This window comes from Rhodococcus sp. NPDC057014 (assembly GCF_042673295.1).
Taxonomy (GTDB): Bacteria; Actinomycetota; Actinomycetes; order Mycobacteriales; family Mycobacteriaceae; genus Rhodococcus_F.
Genome location: NZ_JBHUSF010000066.1, coordinates 1 through 19,083, shown reverse-complemented (window position 1 = coordinate 19,083; position 19,083 = coordinate 1). Strand labels below are relative to the sequence as shown.

The 19,083-nt window shown below is 69.3% G+C and carries 20 protein-coding genes; 12 read left to right on the top strand and 8 right to left on the bottom strand.

Annotated features, from left to right (window positions below; translation table 11 throughout):
* The gene (locus ACFTZB_RS15780; protein WP_378432780.1) at positions 1–1,050 is read left to right on the top strand and encodes an aminotransferase class I/II-fold pyridoxal phosphate-dependent enzyme; all 1,050 of its coding nucleotides are present in this window, start codon (positions 1–3) and stop codon (positions 1,048–1,050) included.
* Here the strand turns inward: ACFTZB_RS15780 and ACFTZB_RS15775 are convergent.
* The 6 genes from ACFTZB_RS15775 to ACFTZB_RS15750 all read right to left on the bottom strand — a co-directional run bounded on the left by ACFTZB_RS15775 (position 986) and on the right by ACFTZB_RS15750 (position 6,622).
* Entirely contained in the window at positions 986–1,741 is a 756-nt protein-coding gene (locus tag ACFTZB_RS15775; protein WP_378432779.1) for a sirohydrochlorin chelatase, read from the bottom strand. The two genes, ACFTZB_RS15780 and ACFTZB_RS15775, sit on opposite strands and share 65 nt — an antisense overlap.
* A gap of 4 nt (positions 1,742–1,745) precedes the next feature.
* The gene (locus ACFTZB_RS15770) at positions 1,746–3,032 is read right to left on the bottom strand and encodes a sulfate adenylyltransferase subunit 1 (RefSeq protein ID WP_378432777.1); all 1,287 of its coding nucleotides are present in this window, start codon (positions 3,030–3,032) and stop codon (positions 1,746–1,748) included.
* A gap of 2 nt (positions 3,033–3,034) precedes the next feature.
* Positions 3,035–3,988, bottom strand: coding sequence for a sulfate adenylyltransferase subunit CysD (gene cysD, locus ACFTZB_RS15765; RefSeq protein ID WP_378432776.1), 954 nt, complete (start codon positions 3,986–3,988; stop codon positions 3,035–3,037).
* Positions 3,985–4,725 (bottom strand): phosphoadenylyl-sulfate reductase, encoded by a 741-nt coding sequence (locus tag ACFTZB_RS15760; protein ID WP_378432773.1) that lies wholly within the window; start codon positions 4,723–4,725, stop codon positions 3,985–3,987. Before ACFTZB_RS15760 ends, cysD begins: the two co-directional genes overlap by 4 nt.
* A complete protein-coding gene (locus ACFTZB_RS15755) occupies positions 4,689–6,410 on the bottom strand; it encodes a nitrite/sulfite reductase (protein ID WP_378432772.1) in 1,722 nt (573 codons plus the stop codon). Before ACFTZB_RS15755 ends, ACFTZB_RS15760 begins: the two co-directional genes overlap by 37 nt.
* A 119-nt stretch (positions 6,411–6,529) precedes the next feature.
* Complete coding sequence (locus ACFTZB_RS15750) at positions 6,530–6,622, bottom strand: Ms4527A family Cys-rich leader peptide (RefSeq protein ID WP_369426193.1); 93 nt, start codon at positions 6,620–6,622, stop codon at positions 6,530–6,532.
* A gap of 138 nt (positions 6,623–6,760) precedes the next feature.
* Between ACFTZB_RS15750 and hemW the strand changes: the two genes are divergently transcribed.
* Complete coding sequence (hemW, locus tag ACFTZB_RS15745; protein ID WP_378432771.1) at positions 6,761–7,969, top strand: radical SAM family heme chaperone HemW; 1,209 nt, start codon at positions 6,761–6,763, stop codon at positions 7,967–7,969.
* A 15-nt stretch (positions 7,970–7,984) separates the two neighbouring features.
* Here hemW and ACFTZB_RS15740 read toward each other — a convergent pair whose 3' ends face one another.
* A complete protein-coding gene (locus ACFTZB_RS15740) occupies positions 7,985–8,302 on the bottom strand; it encodes a type II toxin-antitoxin system VapB family antitoxin (RefSeq protein WP_005261240.1) in 318 nt (105 codons plus the stop codon).
* A gap of 209 nt (positions 8,303–8,511) precedes the next feature.
* On the opposite strand from ACFTZB_RS15740, the gene hrcA reads away from it, so the two are divergent.
* The 4 genes from hrcA (at position 8,512) to ACFTZB_RS15720 (ending at position 12,326) form a co-directional block, all read left to right on the top strand.
* Positions 8,512–9,555 carry a heat-inducible transcriptional repressor HrcA gene (gene hrcA, locus ACFTZB_RS15735; protein WP_012688203.1) on the top strand — a complete coding sequence of 348 codons (1,044 nt, stop codon included), beginning with the start codon at positions 8,512–8,514 and terminating at the stop codon, positions 9,553–9,555.
* An 87-nt stretch (positions 9,556–9,642) separates the two neighbouring features.
* Complete coding sequence (gene dnaJ / locus ACFTZB_RS15730) at positions 9,643–10,794, top strand: molecular chaperone DnaJ (RefSeq protein WP_378432770.1); 1,152 nt, start codon at positions 9,643–9,645, stop codon at positions 10,792–10,794.
* A 2-nt stretch (positions 10,795–10,796) separates the two neighbouring features.
* The gene (locus ACFTZB_RS15725) at positions 10,797–11,558 is read left to right on the top strand and encodes a 16S rRNA (uracil(1498)-N(3))-methyltransferase (protein ID WP_378432768.1); all 762 of its coding nucleotides are present in this window, start codon (positions 10,797–10,799) and stop codon (positions 11,556–11,558) included.
* Between the two features lie 6 nt (positions 11,559–11,564).
* Positions 11,565–12,326, top strand: coding sequence for an alpha/beta hydrolase family protein (locus ACFTZB_RS15720; protein WP_378432767.1), 762 nt, complete (start codon positions 11,565–11,567; stop codon positions 12,324–12,326).
* Here ACFTZB_RS15720 and ACFTZB_RS15715 read toward each other — a convergent pair.
* Positions 12,300–13,925, bottom strand: coding sequence for an MFS transporter (locus ACFTZB_RS15715; RefSeq protein ID WP_378432765.1), 1,626 nt, complete (start codon positions 13,923–13,925; stop codon positions 12,300–12,302). The two genes, ACFTZB_RS15720 and ACFTZB_RS15715, sit on opposite strands and share 27 nt — an antisense overlap.
* A gap of 135 nt (positions 13,926–14,060) precedes the next feature.
* Between ACFTZB_RS15715 and ACFTZB_RS15710 the strand changes: the two genes are divergently transcribed.
* The 6 genes from ACFTZB_RS15710 (at position 14,061) to era (ending at position 19,063) form a co-directional block, all read left to right on the top strand.
* Complete coding sequence (locus tag ACFTZB_RS15710; RefSeq protein ID WP_378432763.1) at positions 14,061–14,726, top strand: TetR/AcrR family transcriptional regulator; 666 nt, start codon at positions 14,061–14,063, stop codon at positions 14,724–14,726.
* 108 nt (positions 14,727–14,834) lie between these two features.
* Positions 14,835–15,908 (top strand): PhoH family protein, encoded by a 1,074-nt coding sequence (locus tag ACFTZB_RS15705; protein WP_012688199.1) that lies wholly within the window; start codon positions 14,835–14,837, stop codon positions 15,906–15,908.
* A 36-nt stretch (positions 15,909–15,944) separates the two neighbouring features.
* Positions 15,945–16,487, top strand: a complete 543-nt coding sequence (gene ybeY, locus ACFTZB_RS15700; protein ID WP_072946632.1) for an rRNA maturation RNase YbeY — start codon at positions 15,945–15,947, stop codon at positions 16,485–16,487.
* A gap of 21 nt (positions 16,488–16,508) precedes the next feature.
* A complete protein-coding gene (locus tag ACFTZB_RS15695) occupies positions 16,509–17,828 on the top strand; it encodes a hemolysin family protein (protein ID WP_378432759.1) in 1,320 nt (439 codons plus the stop codon).
* Positions 17,821–18,153 carry a cytidine deaminase gene (locus ACFTZB_RS15690; RefSeq protein ID WP_378432757.1) on the top strand — a complete coding sequence of 111 codons (333 nt, stop codon included), beginning with the start codon at positions 17,821–17,823 and terminating at the stop codon, positions 18,151–18,153. The genes ACFTZB_RS15695 and ACFTZB_RS15690 overlap by 8 nt, the downstream gene beginning before the upstream one ends.
* Positions 18,146–19,063 carry a GTPase Era gene (gene era / locus ACFTZB_RS15685; protein WP_378432756.1) on the top strand — a complete coding sequence of 306 codons (918 nt, stop codon included), beginning with the start codon at positions 18,146–18,148 and terminating at the stop codon, positions 19,061–19,063. The genes ACFTZB_RS15690 and era overlap by 8 nt, the downstream gene beginning before the upstream one ends.
* Positions 19,064–19,083 lie beyond the last annotated feature (20 nt).

Sequence of the window (19,083 nt, the reverse complement as noted above, 5' to 3'; positions counted from 1 at the left end):
ATGACGGCGCCGACCCTCGCCGGGCCCGACGTGAGATTCGATCTGGCGCTGAGCGAGAACCCCTTCGCCCCGTTGCCCTCCGTGCTCGCCGCGCTCGACGGTGTGATGCGGCAGGCGCATCGGTATCCGGAGTTCCTGCCCGACCGGCTGGTCGGCGTCATCGCGGAACACGAGGGGCTCGAACCCGATCAGGTGGTGGTGGGCGAGGGTGCCACCGGCGTCGCCCTGCAGATCATGCGCTCCGTCGCCGGGCCGGGGGAGCGGATCGTGTTCACCGCCCCGACATTCGACGGGTACCCGATCCTCGCGCGGATCGCGGCACTGGGCGCGGTCCCGGTACCCATACTCCCGGACGGCGGGCAGGATCTGGCGGCGATGGCCGCCGCGCTCGACGACCGCACCCGGCTCGTCGTCGTGTGCCGCCCGCACAATCCCACCGGAACCCTCGTCGATGGCGCCGAACTGGCAGATTTCCTCCGCCGGGTGCCGCAGCGGGTGGTCGTCGTTCTCGACGAGGCGTATGTGGAGTTCGTCGACCGCCGACTGCTCCTGGACGCGCACCGCATCGTCGCCGAACACCCGAATGTCGTGTTTCTGCGCACGTTCTCCAAGGCGTACGGTCTGGCCGGGTTGCGGATCGGATTCGGCTTCGCGAATGCGGCTCTCGCACGGAGGATTCGAACGCTGCAACTGCCGTTCGGGATGGGCAGCGGCGCCGTTCCCGCGGTCACGGCGTCGTACGCCGCCGAGCACGAACTTCGGACCCGGGTGTCCGCCATCGTCGCCGAGCGCGAGGAACTGTGGCGCACGTTGCGGGCGGCGGGAATGCCGGTCCCGCGCAGTCACGCCAACTTCCTGTACGTCCCCGGATCGGGCGTCGGTGACGCACTCGCCCGCGCCGGGATCCACGCGCGCACGTATCCCAACGGTGACGTGCGGATCTCGGTCGGGAACCCGGAGGCCGGGCGTGCGGTGGTCGACGCGCTCAGGCCGACAGGGCGCGGTACCGCTGCAGTTCCGCGTGCGTCTGCGAGTAGCGGTCGAGCATGACGTCGAGCAGCCGGGTGTGTGGTCCGATGGTGGCCGCGTAGGTGATGCCGGGCCCGCAGGATTCCGCGGCGCGGCTCAACCGGTCCGTGAGCAGTCCCGGCGCGAGGAACCACGGTGCGATCACGATGCGTTCGGCGCCGTTTCGCCGCAGCTTCGAAATCGCTTGCTGCACCGTGGGTTCCGCCGCGGTGGCGAAGCACGCGACCGCGCCCGACCATCGGGTGCCCGCGACGACCGCCCCGGCCAGTGCGCGCGTGCGGTCGTTGGCAGCCGGGTCGGAGGAGCCGACCGCGGCGAGGACTATCCCGAGTCCGGGTTCGCCGGTCGCACCGACGGCCTCACCGATCCGGTCCCGGACGGCCTCGACGAGCCGGGCGTCGTGCCCGAGAACGTCGGCCTGGCGGACGTGCAGGTGGGGATGGCGGAGGCGGGCGGCGTCCAGCAGAGCGGGAAGGTCGACGCGGGCGTGGAACGCGCTGCCCAGCAGCATCGGCACCACGACGGCGGAGGAATGCCCCTCGGCGGCGACCGCGTCGATCACCTGGTCCACGGACGGCGCGTTGAGGTCGAGGAAGCACAACCGGACGTCGAGGTCCGGGCGCCGCTCCCGCAGCGCCGACACGGCAGCCGCCACCACCCGCGCACTGCGGGGGTCGCGACTGCCGTGGGCGACAGCGATCAGCGGAGTCATCGCACTAGACGCGCTCGCCGAGCTCCACCGCTGCGATGGCGTCCCCGACGAGGCCGGCCGCGAGCGTGTTACCGCCGGCCGGATCGATCAGCAGGAAGCTGCCGGTGTGGCGGTTCACGGTGTAGTCGTCCGCGACGATCGGCTCGGCGACCCGCACCGAGATCTTGCCGATCTCGTTGAGCTCCAAAGACTCCGGGGCGGCCTCCGACGTGAGCTCCTGCTCGTTGAAACGCTCGACGAGCGTGCCCACGATGGCCTGCGTGGTGCGGGTGCCGTGCTTGAGCAGCAGGCGGGCGCCGGGACGCAGCGGCTTCTCGGCCAGCCAGCAGACGGTCGCGTCGAACTCGCCGAGCGGCTCCGGTGCGTCGGCGGGGGAGGCGATGACGTCGCCGCGGGAGACGTCCACGTCGTCGGCGAGCACGAGAGTGACGCTGCGGCCGGCATGGGCGCTGTCGAGTTCGCCGTCCGCCGTGTCGATGCGGGTGACCGTGGTGCGGACACCCGACGGCAGGATCACGACCTCGTCGCCCGGGGTCACCTCGCCCGCGGCGACCTGTCCGGCGTACCCGCGGTAGTCGGGGAACTCGGCGGTCCGCGGACGGATCACGTACTGGACGGGGAACCGGAGACCGACCCGGTGGGGTTCGGCGTCGACCGGCACCGACTCGAGGTGCTCGATGAGGGTGGGGCCGTCGTAGTACGGGGTGTTCTCCGACCGCACCGCGACGTTGTCGCCGTGCAGGGCCGACACCGGGATCTCGACGACGTCCTCGGATGCCCAGCCGAGCGAACTGGTCAGCGAGTTGAACTCCGCCGAGATGGTCGCGAACACGCTGGCCGGGTCCTCGACGAGGTCGATCTTGTTGACGGCCAGCACCAGCTTGGGGACGCCGAGCAGCGCCAGAACCGCGGCGTGCTTGCGCGTCTGCGAGATGACACCCTTGCGCGCGTCGACCAGCAGGATCACCAGCTGCGCGGTGGATGCACCCGACACCGTGTTCCGGGTGTACTGCACGTGCCCGGGAGTGTCGGCGAGCACGAACGAGCGTCGGGGCGTCGCGAAGTACCGGTACGCCACGTCGATCGTGATGCCCTGCTCACGCTCCGCGCGCAGGCCGTCGACCAGCAGCGACAGGTCGGGGGTGGACAGTCCCTTGTCCACCGACGCCCGGGTGACTGCGTCGATCTGGTCGGCGAGAACCGATTTCGTGTCGTACAGCAGACGGCCGACGAGGGTCGACTTGCCGTCGTCCACACTGCCGGCGGTGGCAAGCCTCAGAAGATCACTCATGATCAGAAATAGCCCTCTCGCTTGCGGTCTTCCATGGCCGCTTCGGAAACTCGGTCGTCGCCACGGGTTGCGCCGCGCTCGGTCAGCCGGGACGCCGCGACCTCGGCGAGGATCGCCTCGTTGTCGCCCGCCTCGGAAAGAACTGCGCCCGTGGTGGACCCGTCGCCGACGGTGCGGTACCGCACCGACAGCGTCTGCAGGTCCTCACCCTCGGACGGCCCGCCCCACACGCCGGGCGTCATCCACATGCCGTCGCGCTGGTACACCTCGCGCTGGTGCGCGTAGTAGATGCTGGCCAGCTCGACGTTGTCGCGGGCGATGTACCGCCAGATGTCGAGTTCGGTGAAGTTGCTGAGCGGGAAGACACGGACCTGCTCGCCGGGGGAGTGCTTGCCGTTGTACAGGTTCCACAGTTCGGGGCGCTGCTTCTTCGGGTCCCACTGGCCGAAACTGTTGCGCAGCGAGAAGATGCGTTCCTTCGCCCGGGCCCGCTCCTCGTCGCGGCGAGCGCCACCGAACACCGCGTCGAAACGGTTCTCGGAGATCGCGTCGAGCAGGGGAACGGTCTGCAGCGGGTTCCGGATCCCGTCGGGACGCTCGGTGAGCCGGCCGTCGGCCAGGTAGTCCTCGACCTTCGCCACGTGCAGGCGCAGGTTGTACTTCGCGACGACGTGATCGCGGAAGTCGAGGACCTCCTGCAGGTTGTGACCCGTGTCGACGTGCAGCAACGCGAACGGCAGCGGCGCAGGCCAGAACGCCTTGATCGCCAGGTGCAGCAGCACCGTGGAGTCCTTGCCGCCGGAGAACAGGATCACGGGGCGTTCGAACTCGCCCGCGACCTCACGGAAGATGTGGATCGCTTCCGACTCCAGCGCGTCGAGCGTGTCGAACTGCGACCCGTCCAACTGCGGCCGGGCGGCGGCTTCGGCGAGGGAAGTGGAGATGTCGATGGTCATGAGGCGTGCAACCCGCATTCTGTCTTGGCCTGACCGGCCCAGCGACCGCTGCGCGGATCGCTGCCGGGGGCTGGCTTGCTGGTGCACGGAGCGCACCCGATGGACGGATAGCCCTCGTCGACGAGAGGATTCACCAGAATCGAGTGCTCGTCGATGTAGGACTGCATGTCTTCGTCGGACCACGCGGCGATCGGATTGATCTTCACCAGACCGAACGCGTCGTCGAACGAGATCAGGGGGGCGTTGGCGCGGGTGGGGGCCTCGACCCGGCGGATGCCGGTGACCCACGCCTTGTAGCCGGCGAGCGTCTTCTTCAGCGGGGCGACCTTCCGCAGTGCGCAGCACCGGTTGGGTTCGCGGGCGAACAGATCCTTGCCCTCCGCCGCATCCTGCTCGGCGACACTGGCCTCGGCCCGCGCGTTGATCACGTTGACGCCGTACACCTGCTCGACGGCGTCACGGGTGCCGATGGTCTCCGCGAAGTGGTAGCCGGTGTCGAGGAACAGCACGTCCACGCCGGGATGAACCTGGGCGGCGAGGTGAACCAGGACACCGTCCTGCATATTCGACGCGACGATGTAGTCACTGCCGAACGTGTCTTCCGTCCACTGCAACAATTCCCGAGCGGATGCGCCTTCCAGACTTGCCGCCCCCTGCGTGGCAAGGAGCCGGAGGTCGTCCTGTGTGGCTGTCGCGAGATTCAACGCAAGTCTCCTTCGTCTGCGCGCACGACCCATTCCGCGAAGCGTTCACCCTCGTTGCGGTGCTTCACGAAGTGCCGGACGACGCGATCGATGTAGTCAGCGAGTTCGGCGCTGGTGACCTTGTGCTGGCGAAGCTTCCGGCCGAACGCCGAATCGAATCCGAGGCTGCCGCCGAGGTGGACCTGGAAGCCTTCCACCTGGTTGCCTTCGCCGTCGTCGACGAGCATTCCCTTGAACCCGATGTCCGCGACCTGCGAGCGGGCGCAGGAGTTGGGGCAGCCGTTGATGTTGATCGTGATCGGCACGTCGAGCTGCGCGTTGATGTCGGCGAGCCGCTGCTCGAGCTCGGGAACGAGCACCTGCGAGCGCTTCCGGGTCTCCGCGAACGACAGCTTGCAGAACTCGATGCCCGAGCACGCCATCAGGTTCTTGCGCCAGTGCGACGGACGTGCGGGCAGACCCACCTCGTCCAGGTCGGCAATCAGCTGCTCGAGCTTGTCGTCGGCGACGTCGAGGATGATCAGCTTCTGGTACGGCGTGAAACGGATCTTGTCGCTGCCCGCACGCTCGGCGGCGTCCGCGACCTTGGCCAGGATGGTGCCGGACACGCGACCCGCGATGGGGGCGACACCGACGGCGTTGAGACCGTTGCGGGTCTTCTGCACACCGACGTGGTCGATCGGGCGGGTGGGCTTCTCCGGCGCGGGGCCGTCGATGAGCTTGCGCTTCAGGTACTCGGTCTCGAGGACCTCGCGGAACCGCTCGATGCCCCAGTCCTTCACCAGGAACTTCAGGCGCGCCTTGTTCCGCAGCCGGCGGTAGCCGTAGTCGCGGAAGATCGACACGACGGCTTCCCACACGTCGGGAACCTCGTCGAGCGGCACCCAGACGCCGACGCGCTGCGCGAGCATCGGGTTGGTGGACAGGCCGCCGCCGACCCACAGGTCGAGGCCGGGACCGTGCTCGGGGTGGTTGACACCGACGAACGCGACGTCATTGATCTCGTGCACCACGTCCTGCTGGCCGGAGATCGCGGTCTTGAACTTGCGCGGCAGGTTGGAGTACTCGGGCTTGCCGATGTACCGGCGGACGATCTCGTCGATCGCGGGAGTCGGGTCGAGGACCTCGGACAGCGACTCGCCTGCCAGCGGTGAACCGAGGACGACGCGGGGGCAGTCGCCGCACGCCTCCGTGGTCTTGAGGCCGACGCCCTCGAGACGCTTCCAGATCTCCGGGACGTTCTCGACCTCGATCCAGTGGTACTGGACGTTCTCGCGGTCCGAGAGGTCGGCGGTGTCGCGGGCGAACTCGGTGGAGATCCCGGCGATGGTGCGCAACTGCTCGACGTTCAGGGCGCCGGCGTCGCAGCGGACCCGCATCATGAAATACCGGGCTTCGAGCAGGTCGATGTTCTCGTCACCGGTGAACGTGCCGTCGTAGCCCTGCTCGCGCTGGGTGTACAGACCCCACCAGCGCATGCGGCCGCGCAGGTCGCCCTTGTCGATGCTGTCGAAGCCCTGCTTCGAGTAGATGTTCTCGATGCGGGCCCGGACGTTGAGCGGGTTGTCGTCCTTCTTGGCCTGCTCGTTGGCATTGAGGGGCTCGCGGTAGCCGAGGGCCCACTGGCCTTCGGCACGTCGCCGGGCCGGCTTCGCCGTGCGCGTGCGCGCGGGTGCTGCCTGGGCGGCAGCGGGGGAGGCGTCGGTGGTCGACGTCATGGAGCACTCCTGAATCTCACGATGCACCGGCTGAGGCCGAGGAGGAGGGCTGATCCTCGCTCGGGCATTCGAATCCGGCCGGAAGTCGAGAAGAAAGATGAACGGGCTGACAGGCTGAATTACTGCGCGAGACAGGGCAGACAACAACAGCTGCAGACACGCTTGAGATCGACGTGACGACGCGCCACAAGTCGCACTCCGGGTCCGGTCATGTCGACCATTGTGCCACGTCAGATCGCTCACGCAGAGCCGGGCACCGATTTCCACCATTTTTGCGGGAAATATCACGACGAGGGCCCGCGGACAGTCGGGTGGGGACCGCGGGTCGAGAAGCCTGGGAGACTGGAACCGTGAACGGAACGAGTACTTCCACGGTCGGTCGCGACGAGGCGGCGGCATTCGCTCTGCCCGAGAGCGCCCTGGGCGGTGTGGGGAGCCGCCCGTTCGGGATCTACGTGCACGTGCCTTTCTGTGCCACACGCTGCGGATACTGCGATTTCAACACGTACACGGCGGGTGAGCTGGGGACGTCGGCGTCGCCGCAGTCGTGGATGGAGGGGTTGCGCCGCGAACTCGACCTGGCGGCGCAGATGACGGGCGGCCCGGCCGTCGACACGGTCTTCGTCGGCGGCGGCACGCCGTCCCTGCTCGGCGGTGACGGCCTGGCGGACGTCCTCGGTGCGGTCCGCTCGAGTTTCGGGCTCGCGGACGGCGCCGAGGTGACCACCGAGTCGAACCCGGAGTCCACGTCGCCGGAGTTCTTCGAACGGTTGGTCGCGGGCGGATTCACGCGGATCTCGCTGGGCATGCAGTCGGCGGCGCAGCACGTGCTGAAGGTCCTCGACCGCACCCACACGCCGGGACGGGCGGTGGCGGCGGCGCTGGAGGCGCGGGCCGCCGGGTTCGGGCACGTCAATCTCGACCTCATCTACGGGACGCCGGGTGAGCGCGACGAGGACCTCGACCTGTCGCTGGACGCGGTGCTCTCCGCGGGGGTGGACCACGTGTCCGCGTATGCGCTGATCGTCGAGGACGGCACCGCCCTGGCGCGGAAGGTGCGCCGCGGGGAACTTCCCGCCCCCGACGACGACGTGCTCGCGTCGCGGTACGAGCGGATCGACGCCCGGCTCGCCGAGGCGGGCCTGACCTGGTACGAGGTGTCGAACTGGGCGCGCGAGGACGCGGCCTGCCTGCACAACCTGGGCTATTGGGACGGCGGCGACTGGTGGGGCGCCGGGCCGGGCGCGCACAGCCACGTCGGCGGTGTGCGCTGGTGGAACGTCAAGCATCCGGCGCGCTACGCGGACCAGCTGGCGGCGGGAAGCCTGCCGGTCGGGGGCAGCGAGCAGCTGACGGAGGAGGACGTCCACGTCGAGCGGGTGATGCTGACGGCGCGGCTGCGCACCGGGCTTCCCGTCGCGGAACTGGATCCTGCGGAGCGGCGCGCGGCCGAAGCGGTGGTGGCCGACGGACTGCTGGTGCATGCAGGGGAGCACTTGGTGCTGACCGACCGTGGGCGGCTCCTCGCCGACGCCGTGGTCCGGACGGTCCTGCGCTGACGTGCAGCGGCCGGCTCAGGCCGTGACGATGCCGGGCATCTCGTCGTAGTCGAACACGCGGGCGTGCAGCACGACGCGGTTCCGCAGCGCCGAGCGCACCGCCCGGTGCAATCCGTCCTCGAGGTAGAGCACCCCGTGCCACTGCACCGCGTGCGGGAACAGGTCGCCGTAGAACGTCGAGTCCTCCGACAGCAGCCGGTCGAGTTCGAGAACCTTGGTCGTGGTGACGATCTCGTCGAGCCGCACCTGCCGCGGCGGGATCTTGGACCAGTCGCGCAGCGACAACCCGTGGTCCGGGTACGGCTTGCCGTCCATGACACCTTTGAAAATCATCGCCTCGTCATCCGCCCGTGGTGGTTGCCTCTGCTCGTCTCCGCTCCCCACAGTAAGGCCTGAACCGGTATCGGCGACGCGACGATTAGACTGGACCGAGCCGAGACGCACGTGCATCTGCGCGTAGCTCAGGGGATGCGACGGCCGACCCGAACGAAGGTTCGGTGACGTCGCTGCTCGTGACGATCGAGAACTGGAGGTGGACGGCGATGTCGAGTACGGACGACAGACGGTTCGAGGTTCTCCGCGCCATCGTCGCCGACTACGTCTCGACCCAGGAGCCGGTGGGATCGAAGGCACTGGTCGAGCGGCACAATCTGGGTGTTTCCAGCGCGACGGTGCGCAACGACATGGCGTTCCTCGAGAGCGAGGGCTACATCGCCCAGCCGCACACGAGTTCGGGCCGCGTCCCCACCGACAAGGGGTACCGGCAGTTCGTCGACCGCATCGCCGACGTGAAGCCGCTGTCGACGGCGGAGCGCCGCGCGATCCTCGATTTCCTCGAGTCCGGGGTGGACCTGGACGACGTCCTCCGGCGCGGTGTGCGCCTGCTCGCGCAACTCACACGCCAGGTCGCGGTTGTGCAATATCCCACACTCTCGGCGTCGTCGGTCCGGCACCTCGAGGTGGTCGCGCTGACCCCCGCCCGTCTGCTGCTGGTGCTCATCACCGATTCGGGCCGAGTGGATCAGCGCATCGTCGAACTCGGCGACGTCCTCGACGACGAGGACCTGGCGCGGCTGCGCGGACTGCTCGGCGGCGCCCTGGACGGCAAACGGCTCGCGGCCGCGTCCATCGCCGTGTCGGAGCTGGCCGACGAGGCACCCGAGGATCTGCGCGACGCCGTGGTGCGTTCGGCCACCGTGCTGGTGGAAACGCTCGTCGAGCATCCCGAGGAGCGACTGGTCCTGGGCGGCACCGCGAACCTGACCCGCAACGCGGCCGATTTCACGGGAATCAGCGGATTCCCCGGTTCGCTGCGCGCGGTGCTCGAGGCGCTCGAGGAGCAGGTGGTGGTGCTCAAGCTGCTGGCCGCCACCCAGGACGCGGGCACGGTGACGGTGCGGATCGGCGAGGAGACCCAGGTGGAGCAGATGCGCGGCACCTCCGTCATCTCGACCGGCTACGGTGCGGCGGGCACCGTGCTCGGCGGAATGGGCGTGCTGGGACCCACCCGGATGGACTATCCGGGAACAATCGCGTCGGTGGCAGCCGTTGCGAGATACATCGGCCAGGTGCTCGCCGAGCGGTGACGGCCTGCCGGGCGACAGCGCCGCGCGACGACAGCGCGAACGGACCAGTGGCGAGATAACGAAGTAGAGAAGGACGAGAGACTCAACGTGGCACGGGATTACTACGCAACGCTCGGCGTCGATCAGAAGGCGACCGATCAGGAGCTCAAGCGCGCGTACCGCAAGCTTGCGAGGGAACTGCATCCCGACGTGAACCCCGACGAGGCGGCGCAGGCCCGGTTCCGGGACATCTCGACGGCCTACGAGGTGCTGTCGGATCCGGAGAAGCGCCGCATCGTCGACCTCGGCGGCGACCCCCTCTCCTCGGGCGGCGGCGGGGGCGGTGCCGGCTTCGGCGGCGGTTTCGGTGGCGGCCTCGGCGACGTGTTCGAAGCGTTCTTCGGCGGCGGAGGCGGTGCGGGCCGCGGACCGCGCGGCCGTGTCCAGCCGGGCGCCGACTCGTTGCTGCGCACCAAGCTGACGTTGGCGGAGTGCGCGACCGGCGTCAGCAAGCACGTCACCGTCGAGACGGCGATCCTGTGCGACAGCTGCACCGGTTCGGGCACCAACGGCGATTCCACGCCGGTGCGCTGTGAGACGTGTGGCGGCGCGGGCGAGGTCCAGTCCGTGCAGCGTTCGTTCCTCGGTCAGGTCATGACGTCCCGGCCGTGCCCCACCTGCCGCGGCGCGGGCGAGACGATTCCCGACCCGTGCCACAAGTGCGGCGGTGACGGCCGGGTGCGCGCCCGCCGCGACATCACGGTGAAGGTGCCCGCCGGTGTCGCGGGCGGCATGCGGATCCGGCTCGCCGCGCAGGGCGAGGTCGGCCCCGGCGGCGGACCCGCAGGCGACCTGTACGTCGAGGTGGTCGAGCAGGCGCACGAGGTGTTCGTGCGCGACGGCGAAGACCTGCACTGCACGATCCGGGTTCCGATGATCGACGCCGCCCTCGGCACGACGGTGACGATCGACACGATCATCGACGGGCCGAAGGAGATCACCATCGAGCCGGGCACCCAGCCGGGGTCGGTGACGGTCCTGCGCGGGCACGGCATGCCGAAGCTGCGCTCCGGTATCCGCGGCGACGTGCACGCGCACCTCGAGGTCGTGGTGCCGTCGCGCCTCGACCACAAGGAGACGAAGCTGCTCCGCGAACTCAAGGACCTGCGCGACCGCGACGTCGCCGAGGTCGTCTCCACCCAGTCCCAGCACAGCGGCGGATTGTTCTCGCGCCTGCGTGAAGCGTTCAGCGGTCGCTGACCGTGGCGGCGACGGTCTTCTTCCTCGACCCGCTGCCCGAGGTGGGGAGCACCGCCGTCCTGGACGGCCCGGAGGGCAGGCATGCCGCGACGGTGCGCCGGATCGGTGTCGGGGAGCGGATCGTGCTGGCCGACGGCCGGGGTGGTCTCGCCGACACCGAGGTGACGGCGGCCGGGAAGGACCGGCTCGAACTCACCGTTCACGAGCGCCGTCAGGTGACGGCGCCGTCGCCGAGTGTGACCGTGGTGCAGGCGCTTCCGAAGGCGGAGCGGTCCGAACTGGCGGTCGAACTGGCCACCGAGGCCGGGGTCGACGCGATCGTGCCGTGGCAGTCGTCGCGGTGCGTGGCGCGGTGGGAGGGCCCGAAGGTCGCGAAGGGTGTCGCCCGCTGGCGTAGCGCGGCTCTGGCCGCCGCCAAGCAGTCCCGGCGGGCGATCGTCCCCGAGGTGTCGGACCTGCACCGCACTGCCGGAATACTCGCCGTCGTCCGCGAGGTGGCCGGCCGCGGCGGAGTCGTCGCCGTGCTGCACGAGGCGGCGGCGCAGGGCCTCGCCGAGCTTCCGCTGCGTTCGGCCGCCGAGATCGTGCTCGTCGTCGGTCCCGAGGGCGGCATCTCCGAGGAGGAGATCACCGCGCTGACCGAGGCGGGCGCCGTGCCGGTGCTGCTCGGCCCGCACGTCCTGCGGACCTCGACCGCCGCCGCCGTCGCGCTGGGCGCCATCGGCGTCCTCACCGACCGCTGGGGCGCGGCCCCGCTAGCCTGACTGTCCGTGGACCGCATTCGCATCGCCTACGGAACCGAACCGCAGCAGTTCGGGCACTTCTATCCGCCCGAGGAACCGGTATCGACCCCGGTGCCGGTGGTGATGGTGGTCCACGGCGGTTTCTGGAGCGGGAAATACCACCTGAACCTCGGCACGAGTTTCGCGGTCGACCTCGCGCGGCACGGCGTCGCCGTGTGGAACATCGAATACCGCAGGCTCGGCGCGGGCGGCCGGTGGGACGAGATGTCCGCCGACGTTCACGCCGCGCTCGACGCGATCGCCGGTCCGGTCGCCGAGCGGTCGCCCGTCCCGTTCGACCTGTCGAAGGTCCGGGTCGTCGGTCACTCGGCCGGCGGGCAACTCGCGGTGTGGCTGGCCGGTCAGCGGCAGACGGCGGTCCGGCCGCAGAAGGTCGTGTCCCAGGCAGGCGCCCTCGACCTCGCCTCCGCGGGGGAACGCGGCAGGCGGATCGGGTACATCGAGGATCTCCTCGGGGTGCCGTTCGACGAGGACCCGGACCGGTACCGCGCCGCCTCCCCGCTGCACCGCATCCCCACCGGGGTGCCGGTGGTGTGCATCCACGGCACGGAGGATGCGCAGGTCCCGGCGAAGGTGAGCGTCCGGTACGGCGAGGCGGCGCGGGCAGCGGGCGATCCGATCGCGCTGCACGTCGTCGAGGGGGAAGATCACTACGCGTTCCTGAACCCCGGGACCGAGTGCTGGAAGATCTCGCGGGACGCCCTACTGTCCGACGACGGCGAGTTCTGAACTGCGGTCACCGGATTCGGGTGTGACCGTGCGTCCGGGCAGGACGAGCGCCACGACCAGCGCGCCGATGCCCAGTGCGAGTCCACCGATCAGTCCGGCCTGGGAGACGGCACTCGCGTACGCCGTTCCCGCGGCGTCGAGAAGCGCCTGTGACTGCGACGCGAACAGCGGGTCGGCGCCCAGTTCCGCGGCCACCACGGAGGCCCCGCCGATCGAGTCTCCCGCGACGTCCACCGCCCGGGCGGCCTGCGCGGCCTGCTCCCCGGACAGCTGATCGACGGGCAGCGTTCCGAGGAAACCGGCGATGCCGTCCTTGTACGCCGACGCGAGGACCGAGCCGAGGATCGCGATCCCGAGCGATCCGCCGAGTTCGATCGCGGTGTCGTCGATGCCGCCCGCGGCGCCGAGGTCGCTCTCGGGGAAGTTGCCCATGACGGCGTCCGTGGCGGGCGACACGCTCAGGCCGATTCCGGCGCCGAGCAGGATCAGCGGGGCGAGGAAGTCGAGGTAGCCCGCACCGCCGTCCACGGTGGTCGTCAGCAGCACACCCGCGGCGGCGATCACCATGCCGGCGACGACGGTGATCCGGGTACCGAGCCTCGGGTGCACCCGGCCACTGAGCAGCGAGCCGACCGATACCGCGGCGGCGAGCGGCAGCAGGTGGACGCCGGTGGCGAGAGGGCTGAGCCCCAGCACGAACTGGAATTCCTGCGACACGAAATAGATCGTCCCGAACGCCGCGAGGAACAGCAGCAGCACGGCGAGAGTGGACCCACCCACCTCGCGCCTGCCCAGCATGCGGACGTCGAGCAGCGGCTGCGGATGGCGTAACTCCCACGCGACGAACAGTCCGAGACCCACGGCCGCGGTGACCGCCGCGCCGACCGCGCCTGCGCCCCAACCGAAGTGGAATCCGTCGATGATCGCGTACACGAGCGACCCGATGGTCACCACGGACAGCAGCCCACCCAGCCAGTCGATCGGACCCCGGCCGTCGGCCTTCGACGGCGGCACGAGCATCAGTGCCGCGACCGTCGCGACCGCGGCGATCGGCACGTTCACGAGGAAGGTGGCGTTCCACGAGTGGCTCGCCAGCAGCCAGCCGGCGAGCAGCGGCCCGAGGGCGATGGCGAGACCAGACGTCGCGGCCCAGGCGGCGATGGCCCCGGCCCGTTCGGCGCGCGGGAACGTGGCCACGAGGAGAGACAGTGTGGCGGGCATGATGATCGCCGCTCCGACGCCCATCACCACGCGTGCGGCGACGACGGCCGTGGTGGTGTCGGCGAGGCTGCCGACGACGGCTCCGGCGCCGAACACGAGCAGTCCCGCGAGCAGTGCGCCGCGCCGGCTGTACTTGTCGCCGATCACGCCGAACAGGAGCATCAGCGCGGCGTAGGGAACGGTGTAGCCGTCGATCACCCACTGCAGGTCGGAGCTGGTCAGGGCGAAGTCGCGGGTCATGTCGGGGGCCGCGACGATCAGGGCGGTGTTGGCCATCACGACGATCAGCAGACTCAGGCAGAGCACGCCGAGCGCGGCCCAGCGCCGGGGGTACGGCCCGTCCATCCGGGAGACCGGTGTGTTCATCACGATGCTCATGTCGACGCTCCTCGGGTTGCGCTCGATCGGACCCGCGCAATTGATTTGCACAGTGATGTGTAAGTTAGTTACTTGCACACTGGTGTGCAAGTACGATTGACGGGGATCACACCAACCAGCGAGGGGGTTTCGCCCGTGTCGGTTCCGACCAAGTCGCCCGGTGACCCCGGGAAGACCCGCCGAAGTCACGCGCGCGCCAACCGGGCGCGGATCCTCGACGCCGCAGTGGCCGCGTTCGTCGCCGACCCGGACGCGAGCATGGACGACGTCGCGCGCACCGCCGGAGTGGTGCGCCGCACCGTCTACGCGCACTTCCCCAGCCGCGAGGCGCTCGTCGAGGGCATCGCCGACGAGGCGTCCGCCGCCCTCGTGGTCGCCATGGGGGACGAGGCGCGGCAGCCGGAGCGTCCCGACCTCGCGGTCGCGGTGATGGCGCTGCGGACGTGGCCGATCGGCGACCGATTCCGCATGCTGCTGTCGTTCGCTCGCCGCGAACTCGGCGAGCAGCGTATCCACGACCTCCTCGGGGTGGTCCGCGACCGGGACGTGCGGGTGATCGAGCGCGGCCAGAAGTCGGGTGTGTTCGCGTCCTACCTGTCGTCGACGGTGCTGGTGGCCCTCGCGGAAGCGATGACGATCACCCTGCTGGACCAGGCGAATTCCGGCGAAGTGCTGGATTCGGGCGAGTCGTTCGCCGTCGCGTATCTCGCGGTGCTCGGGCTGACGCCGGCCGAGGGCGCCCGCGTCGTGGACGAGGCGCGGCGGTGGCTGCGCGAGAATCCGGACGTCCCGGATCGGTGACGGCGTCGCGTAATCGGGTGGGCGCTGTGACCTGCGAGCGATAGACTTCCCTCATCGCGACGACCGTCGTGACCGACCAGGAACCGGGAAGAAGGCCATATCCCTCACGTGAGCGAACAAGACCAGAACGGCGAGACGTTCGGCGCCACGCGTCCGGCGGAACGCACCGTGCGTTCGAGTATCGATCTCCCACCCGAAACGGTCCCGCCCCTCCTCGGTTCTTCCGACGAGAATCTGCGCGCTCTCGAACGGGTCCTGGACGCAGACATCCATGTACGCGGTAACGCCGTCACGTTGACGGGACGGCCGGGCGACGTCGCGCTCGCCGAGCGGGTCATCGCCGAACTGGGCGCCATCGTCGGTCGCGGGCAGCCGCTGACCCCCGACGCGGTGCGCCGCACGGTCGGCATGCTCACGCAGGGCCTCAGTGAATCGCCCGCCGAGGTACTCACCCTCGACATCCTGTCGCGTCGCGGCAAGACGATCCGGCCGAAGACGCTGAACCAGAAGCGGTACGTCGACGCGATCGACGCCAACACCATCGTGTTCGGCATCGGGCCCGCGGGCACCGGTAAGACGTACCTCGCCATGGCGAAGGCGGTGCAGGCCCTGCAGACCAAGCAGGTGTCGCGGATCATCCTCACCCGCCCCGCGGTCGAGGCGGGGGAGCGGCTCGGGTTCCTGCCGGGCACGCTGCACGAGAAGATCGATCCGTACCTGCGGCCGCTGCACGACGCCCTGCACGACATGATGGACCCCGAGGCCATCCCGAAGCTGATGCAGTCGGGTGTCATCGAGGTGGCCCCGCTCGCCTATATGCGCGGCCGCACGCTCAACGACGCGTTCATCATCCTCGACGAGGCGCAGAACACCACCGCCGAGCAGATGAAGATGTTCCTCACCCGGCTGGGCTTCGGTTCCAAGGTCGTCGTCACCGGCGACGTCACGCAGGTGGACCTTCCGGGCGGCGCCCGGTCCGGGCTCCGCGCGGCCACCGAGATCCTCGGTGACATCGACGACATCTACTTCGCCGAACTCAACAGCAGCGACGTGGTCCGGCACCGGCTGGTGTCCGACATCGTCGACGCGTACGAGCGTTTCGAGGCGGACCGGGACGGCAAGGTCGAGCTCGGGAACCGCGCACAGCGGAGAGCGGCGCACTCGCGTTCTCCGCGACGGTAGGGTGAGTGTCGCCGGAACCAGGAGGAAGCGACACACATGAGCATCGAAGTCTCGAACGAATCGGGCATGGACGTCTCCGAAGAGGAGCTGATCAGCGTTGCCCGCTTCGTGATCGCGAGGATGGACGTGCACCCCGCGGCCGAGTTGTCGATGGTCCTCGTGGACTCGGCCACCATGGCCGACCTCCACATGCGGTGGATGGACCTGCCCGGTCCCACCGACGTGATGTCGTTCCCGATGGACGAGCTCGAGCCCGGCGGCCGCCCGGATTCACCCGAGCCGGGACCGTCGATGCTCGGGGACATCGTGCTGTGCCCGTCGTTCGCCGCCGACCAGGCCGACAAGGCCGGTCATCCGCTCGCCCACGAACTCGCTCTGCTCACCGTGCACGGTGTGCTGCACCTCCTCGGCTACGACCACGCCGAACCGGAGGAGGAGAAGGAGATGTTCGGCCTGCAGAACCAGTTGCTCGACGACTGGTACGAGGATCTGCGCCGGGCCGAACGCGATGCCGCGCTCGCTGCCCGGGACCAGAAGCTGCTCGGCAAGGCCGGGTTCTTCGACGCCCCGGATCAGTAACCGCCACGTGAAGGGTCTTCTGTGAGTAGCGCCATCGCGCTGATCGTCCTCGCGATCGTCCTCGTCCCTCTCGGTGGTGTCTTCGCCGCCGTCGATTCCGCACTCAACACGATCTCGTCCGCGCGCATCGAGGAGATGGCGAAGGAGGATCGCCCCGGCGCCACCCGGGTGCTCCGCATCCTGTCGGATCGCCCTCGCTACGTGAATCTCATGGTGCTGCTGCGCATCCTGTGTGAGATCACGGCGACGGTGGTGCTCGTCGGAGGCCTGTCCGATCTCCTCGAACCCGTGTGGGCGCTGACGTTCACCGCCGTCATCATGGTGCTCGTCGACTACGTGGTGATCGGGGTCGGCCCGCGGACGCTCGGCCGCCAGCACGCCTACACGATCGCGCTGATCACGTCGTTCCCGCTGCAGGTCATCGGAACCCTGCTCGGCCCGATCAGCCGCCTGCTCATCCTGATCGGCAACGCGATCACCCCGGGCAAGGGATTCCGCAACGGCCCCTTCGCCTCCGAGATCGAACTGCGCGAACTCGTCGACATGGCGCAGGAACGCGGCGTGGTGGCCGACGAGGAACGCAGGATGATCCAGTCCGTCTTCGAACTCGGCGACACCTCCGCCCGCGAGGTGATGGTGCCCCGCACCGAGATGGTGTGGATCGAGAGCGACAAGAGCGCCGGGCAGGCGACGTCGCTGGCCGTCCGCAGCGGACATTCGCGGATCCCGGTGATCGGGGAGAACGTCGACGACGTCCTCGGGGTGGTCTACCTCAAGGACCTCGTGCAGCAGACGTATCACTCGCGTGACGGCGGACGCAGCGTCCTCGTCGGCGACGTGATGCGGCCCGCCGTGTTCGTGCCCGATTCCAAACCGCTCGACAGCCTGCTCGCCGAGATGCAGCGCGACCGCAACCACATGGCCGTGCTTGTCGACGAATACGGCGGCATCGCAGGCCTGGTCACCATCGAGGACGTCATCGAGGAGATCGTCGGGGAGATCGCCGACGAATACGACCAGGACGAGACCCCGCCGGTCGAGGACCTCGGCGACGGCATGTACCGGGTGTCCGCGCGGCTGCCGATCGAGGATCTCGGTGAACTGTTCGGCATCGAGGTGGAGAACGACGAGGTCGAAACCGTCGGTGGGCTCATCGGATACGAACTCGGCAGGGTGCCGCTCCCGGGATCGGAGGTCGTCTCGCACGGTCTCGTCCTGCGCGGTGAGGGTTCGCCCGACGTGCGCGGGCGGGTGCGGATCAGCACGGTCTTCGTGCAACGCGCACCGATCGACGAGGACGACGACGTCAATGGCCGTGAACGGGAGGGCGACGATGACTGAACTGGACGCCGAGGACGCGAAACTGGTCGTGCTCGCGCGAGGCGCGTTCGGCCGCACCGGAAGTGGCCAGGGCGCCGCCGTCCGCGATCTCGACGGCCGCACCTACTCGGCCGGCGCGGTCGCGTTGACGGCGCTGTCGCTGACCGCGCTGCAGGCGGCCGTCGCGGCGGCGGTGTCGAGTGGTGCCGAGGGTTTCGAGGCGGCAGCCGTGATCGGCGGGAACCCGGACGACCCGGGCATCGCCGCGCTACACGAAGTCAGTGCGCAGGCGGCCGTCGTCTTCGCGCGAACCGATGGATCCGTGATCGAGGAGCACCATGAGTAAATCCGAATTCCGTTCCGGATTCGTCTGTTTCGTCGGACGGCCCAACACGGGCAAGTCCACACTGACCAACGCGCTGGTGGGCAGCAAGATCGCGATCACGTCCTCGCGGCCGCAGACCACCCGGCACACCATCCGCGGCATCGTGCACCGCGACCACGCGCAGCTGATCCTCGTCGACACCCCGGGGCTGCACCGTCCCCGGACGCTCCTCGGCCAGCGCCTCAACGACCTCGTGCGCGACACGTACTCCGAGGTCGACGTGATCTGCCTGTGCATCCCGGCGGACGAGAAGATCGGCCCCGGCGACCGGTGGATCGTGCAGCAGGTCCGGCAGATCGCGCCGAAGACCACGCTCGTCGGCGTCGTCACGAAGATCGACAAGGTCAGCAAGGACATGGTCGGGCAGCAGTTGCTGGCGGTCTCGAAGCTCCTCGGGCCGGAGACGGACGTCGTGCCGGTGTCCGCCGCGTCCGGTGAGCAGGTGGAGGTGCTGGTCGACGTCCTCGCGTCGAAGATGGAGGAGGGGCCGGCGTTCTACCCGGACGGCGAACTCACCGACGAACCCGAAGAGACGCTGATGGCCGAACTCATCCGCGAGGCCGCTCTCGAGGGGCTCGGTGACGAACTGCCACACTCGCTGGCCGTGGTCATCGAGGAGATCATCCCCCGCGAGGGACGCACCGAGAAGCAGGGCGAACTGCTCGACGTGCACGCGCTGCTGTACGTCGAGCGGCCATCGCAGAAGGGCATCGTGATCGGCAAGGGCGGCGCCCGCCTCCGCGAGGTGGGGACCAAGGCGCGGCTGCAGATCGAGAAACTGCTCGGCACCAAGATCTTCCTCGAACTGCACGTCAAGGTCGCCAAGGACTGGCAGCGAGACCCGAAGCAGCTGGGCAGGCTGGGGTTCTAGGCGGCTCCGCCGCCCGTGAG

What these genes read in the sequence shown, in the direction of transcription:
- ACFTZB_RS15775 (WP_378432779.1), bottom strand. Translation starts at nt 1,741, where the DNA reads ATGACTCCGCTGATCGCTGTCGCCCACGGCAGTCGCGACCCCCGCAGT.
- ybeY (WP_072946632.1), top strand. Translation starts at nt 15,945, where the DNA reads ATGAGCATCGAAGTCTCGAACGAATCGGGCATGGACGTCTCCGAAGAG.
- ACFTZB_RS15760 (WP_378432773.1), bottom strand. Translation starts at nt 4,725, where the DNA reads ATGGGTCGTGCGCGCAGACGAAGGAGACTTGCGTTGAATCTCGCGACA.
- ACFTZB_RS15770 (WP_378432777.1), bottom strand. Translation starts at nt 3,032, where the DNA reads ATGAGTGATCTTCTGAGGCTTGCCACCGCCGGCAGTGTGGACGACGGC.
- era (WP_378432756.1), top strand. Translation starts at nt 18,146, where the DNA reads ATGAGTAAATCCGAATTCCGTTCCGGATTCGTCTGTTTCGTCGGACGG.
- ACFTZB_RS15740 (WP_005261240.1), bottom strand. Translation starts at nt 8,302, where the DNA reads ATGATTTTCAAAGGTGTCATGGACGGCAAGCCGTACCCGGACCACGGG.
- ACFTZB_RS15755 (WP_378432772.1), bottom strand. Translation starts at nt 6,410, where the DNA reads ATGACGTCGACCACCGACGCCTCCCCCGCTGCCGCCCAGGCAGCACCC.
- cysD (WP_378432776.1), bottom strand. Translation starts at nt 3,988, where the DNA reads ATGACCATCGACATCTCCACTTCCCTCGCCGAAGCCGCCGCCCGGCCG.
- hrcA (WP_012688203.1), top strand. Translation starts at nt 8,512, where the DNA reads ATGTCGAGTACGGACGACAGACGGTTCGAGGTTCTCCGCGCCATCGTC.
- ACFTZB_RS15750 (WP_369426193.1), bottom strand. Translation starts at nt 6,622, where the DNA reads ATGACCGGACCCGGAGTGCGACTTGTGGCGCGTCGTCACGTCGATCTC.
- ACFTZB_RS15715 (WP_378432765.1), bottom strand. Translation starts at nt 13,925, where the DNA reads ATGAGCATCGTGATGAACACACCGGTCTCCCGGATGGACGGGCCGTAC.
- ACFTZB_RS15690 (WP_378432757.1), top strand. Translation starts at nt 17,821, where the DNA reads ATGACTGAACTGGACGCCGAGGACGCGAAACTGGTCGTGCTCGCGCGA.
- ACFTZB_RS15780 (WP_378432780.1), top strand. Translation starts at nt 1, where the DNA reads ATGACGGCGCCGACCCTCGCCGGGCCCGACGTGAGATTCGATCTGGCG.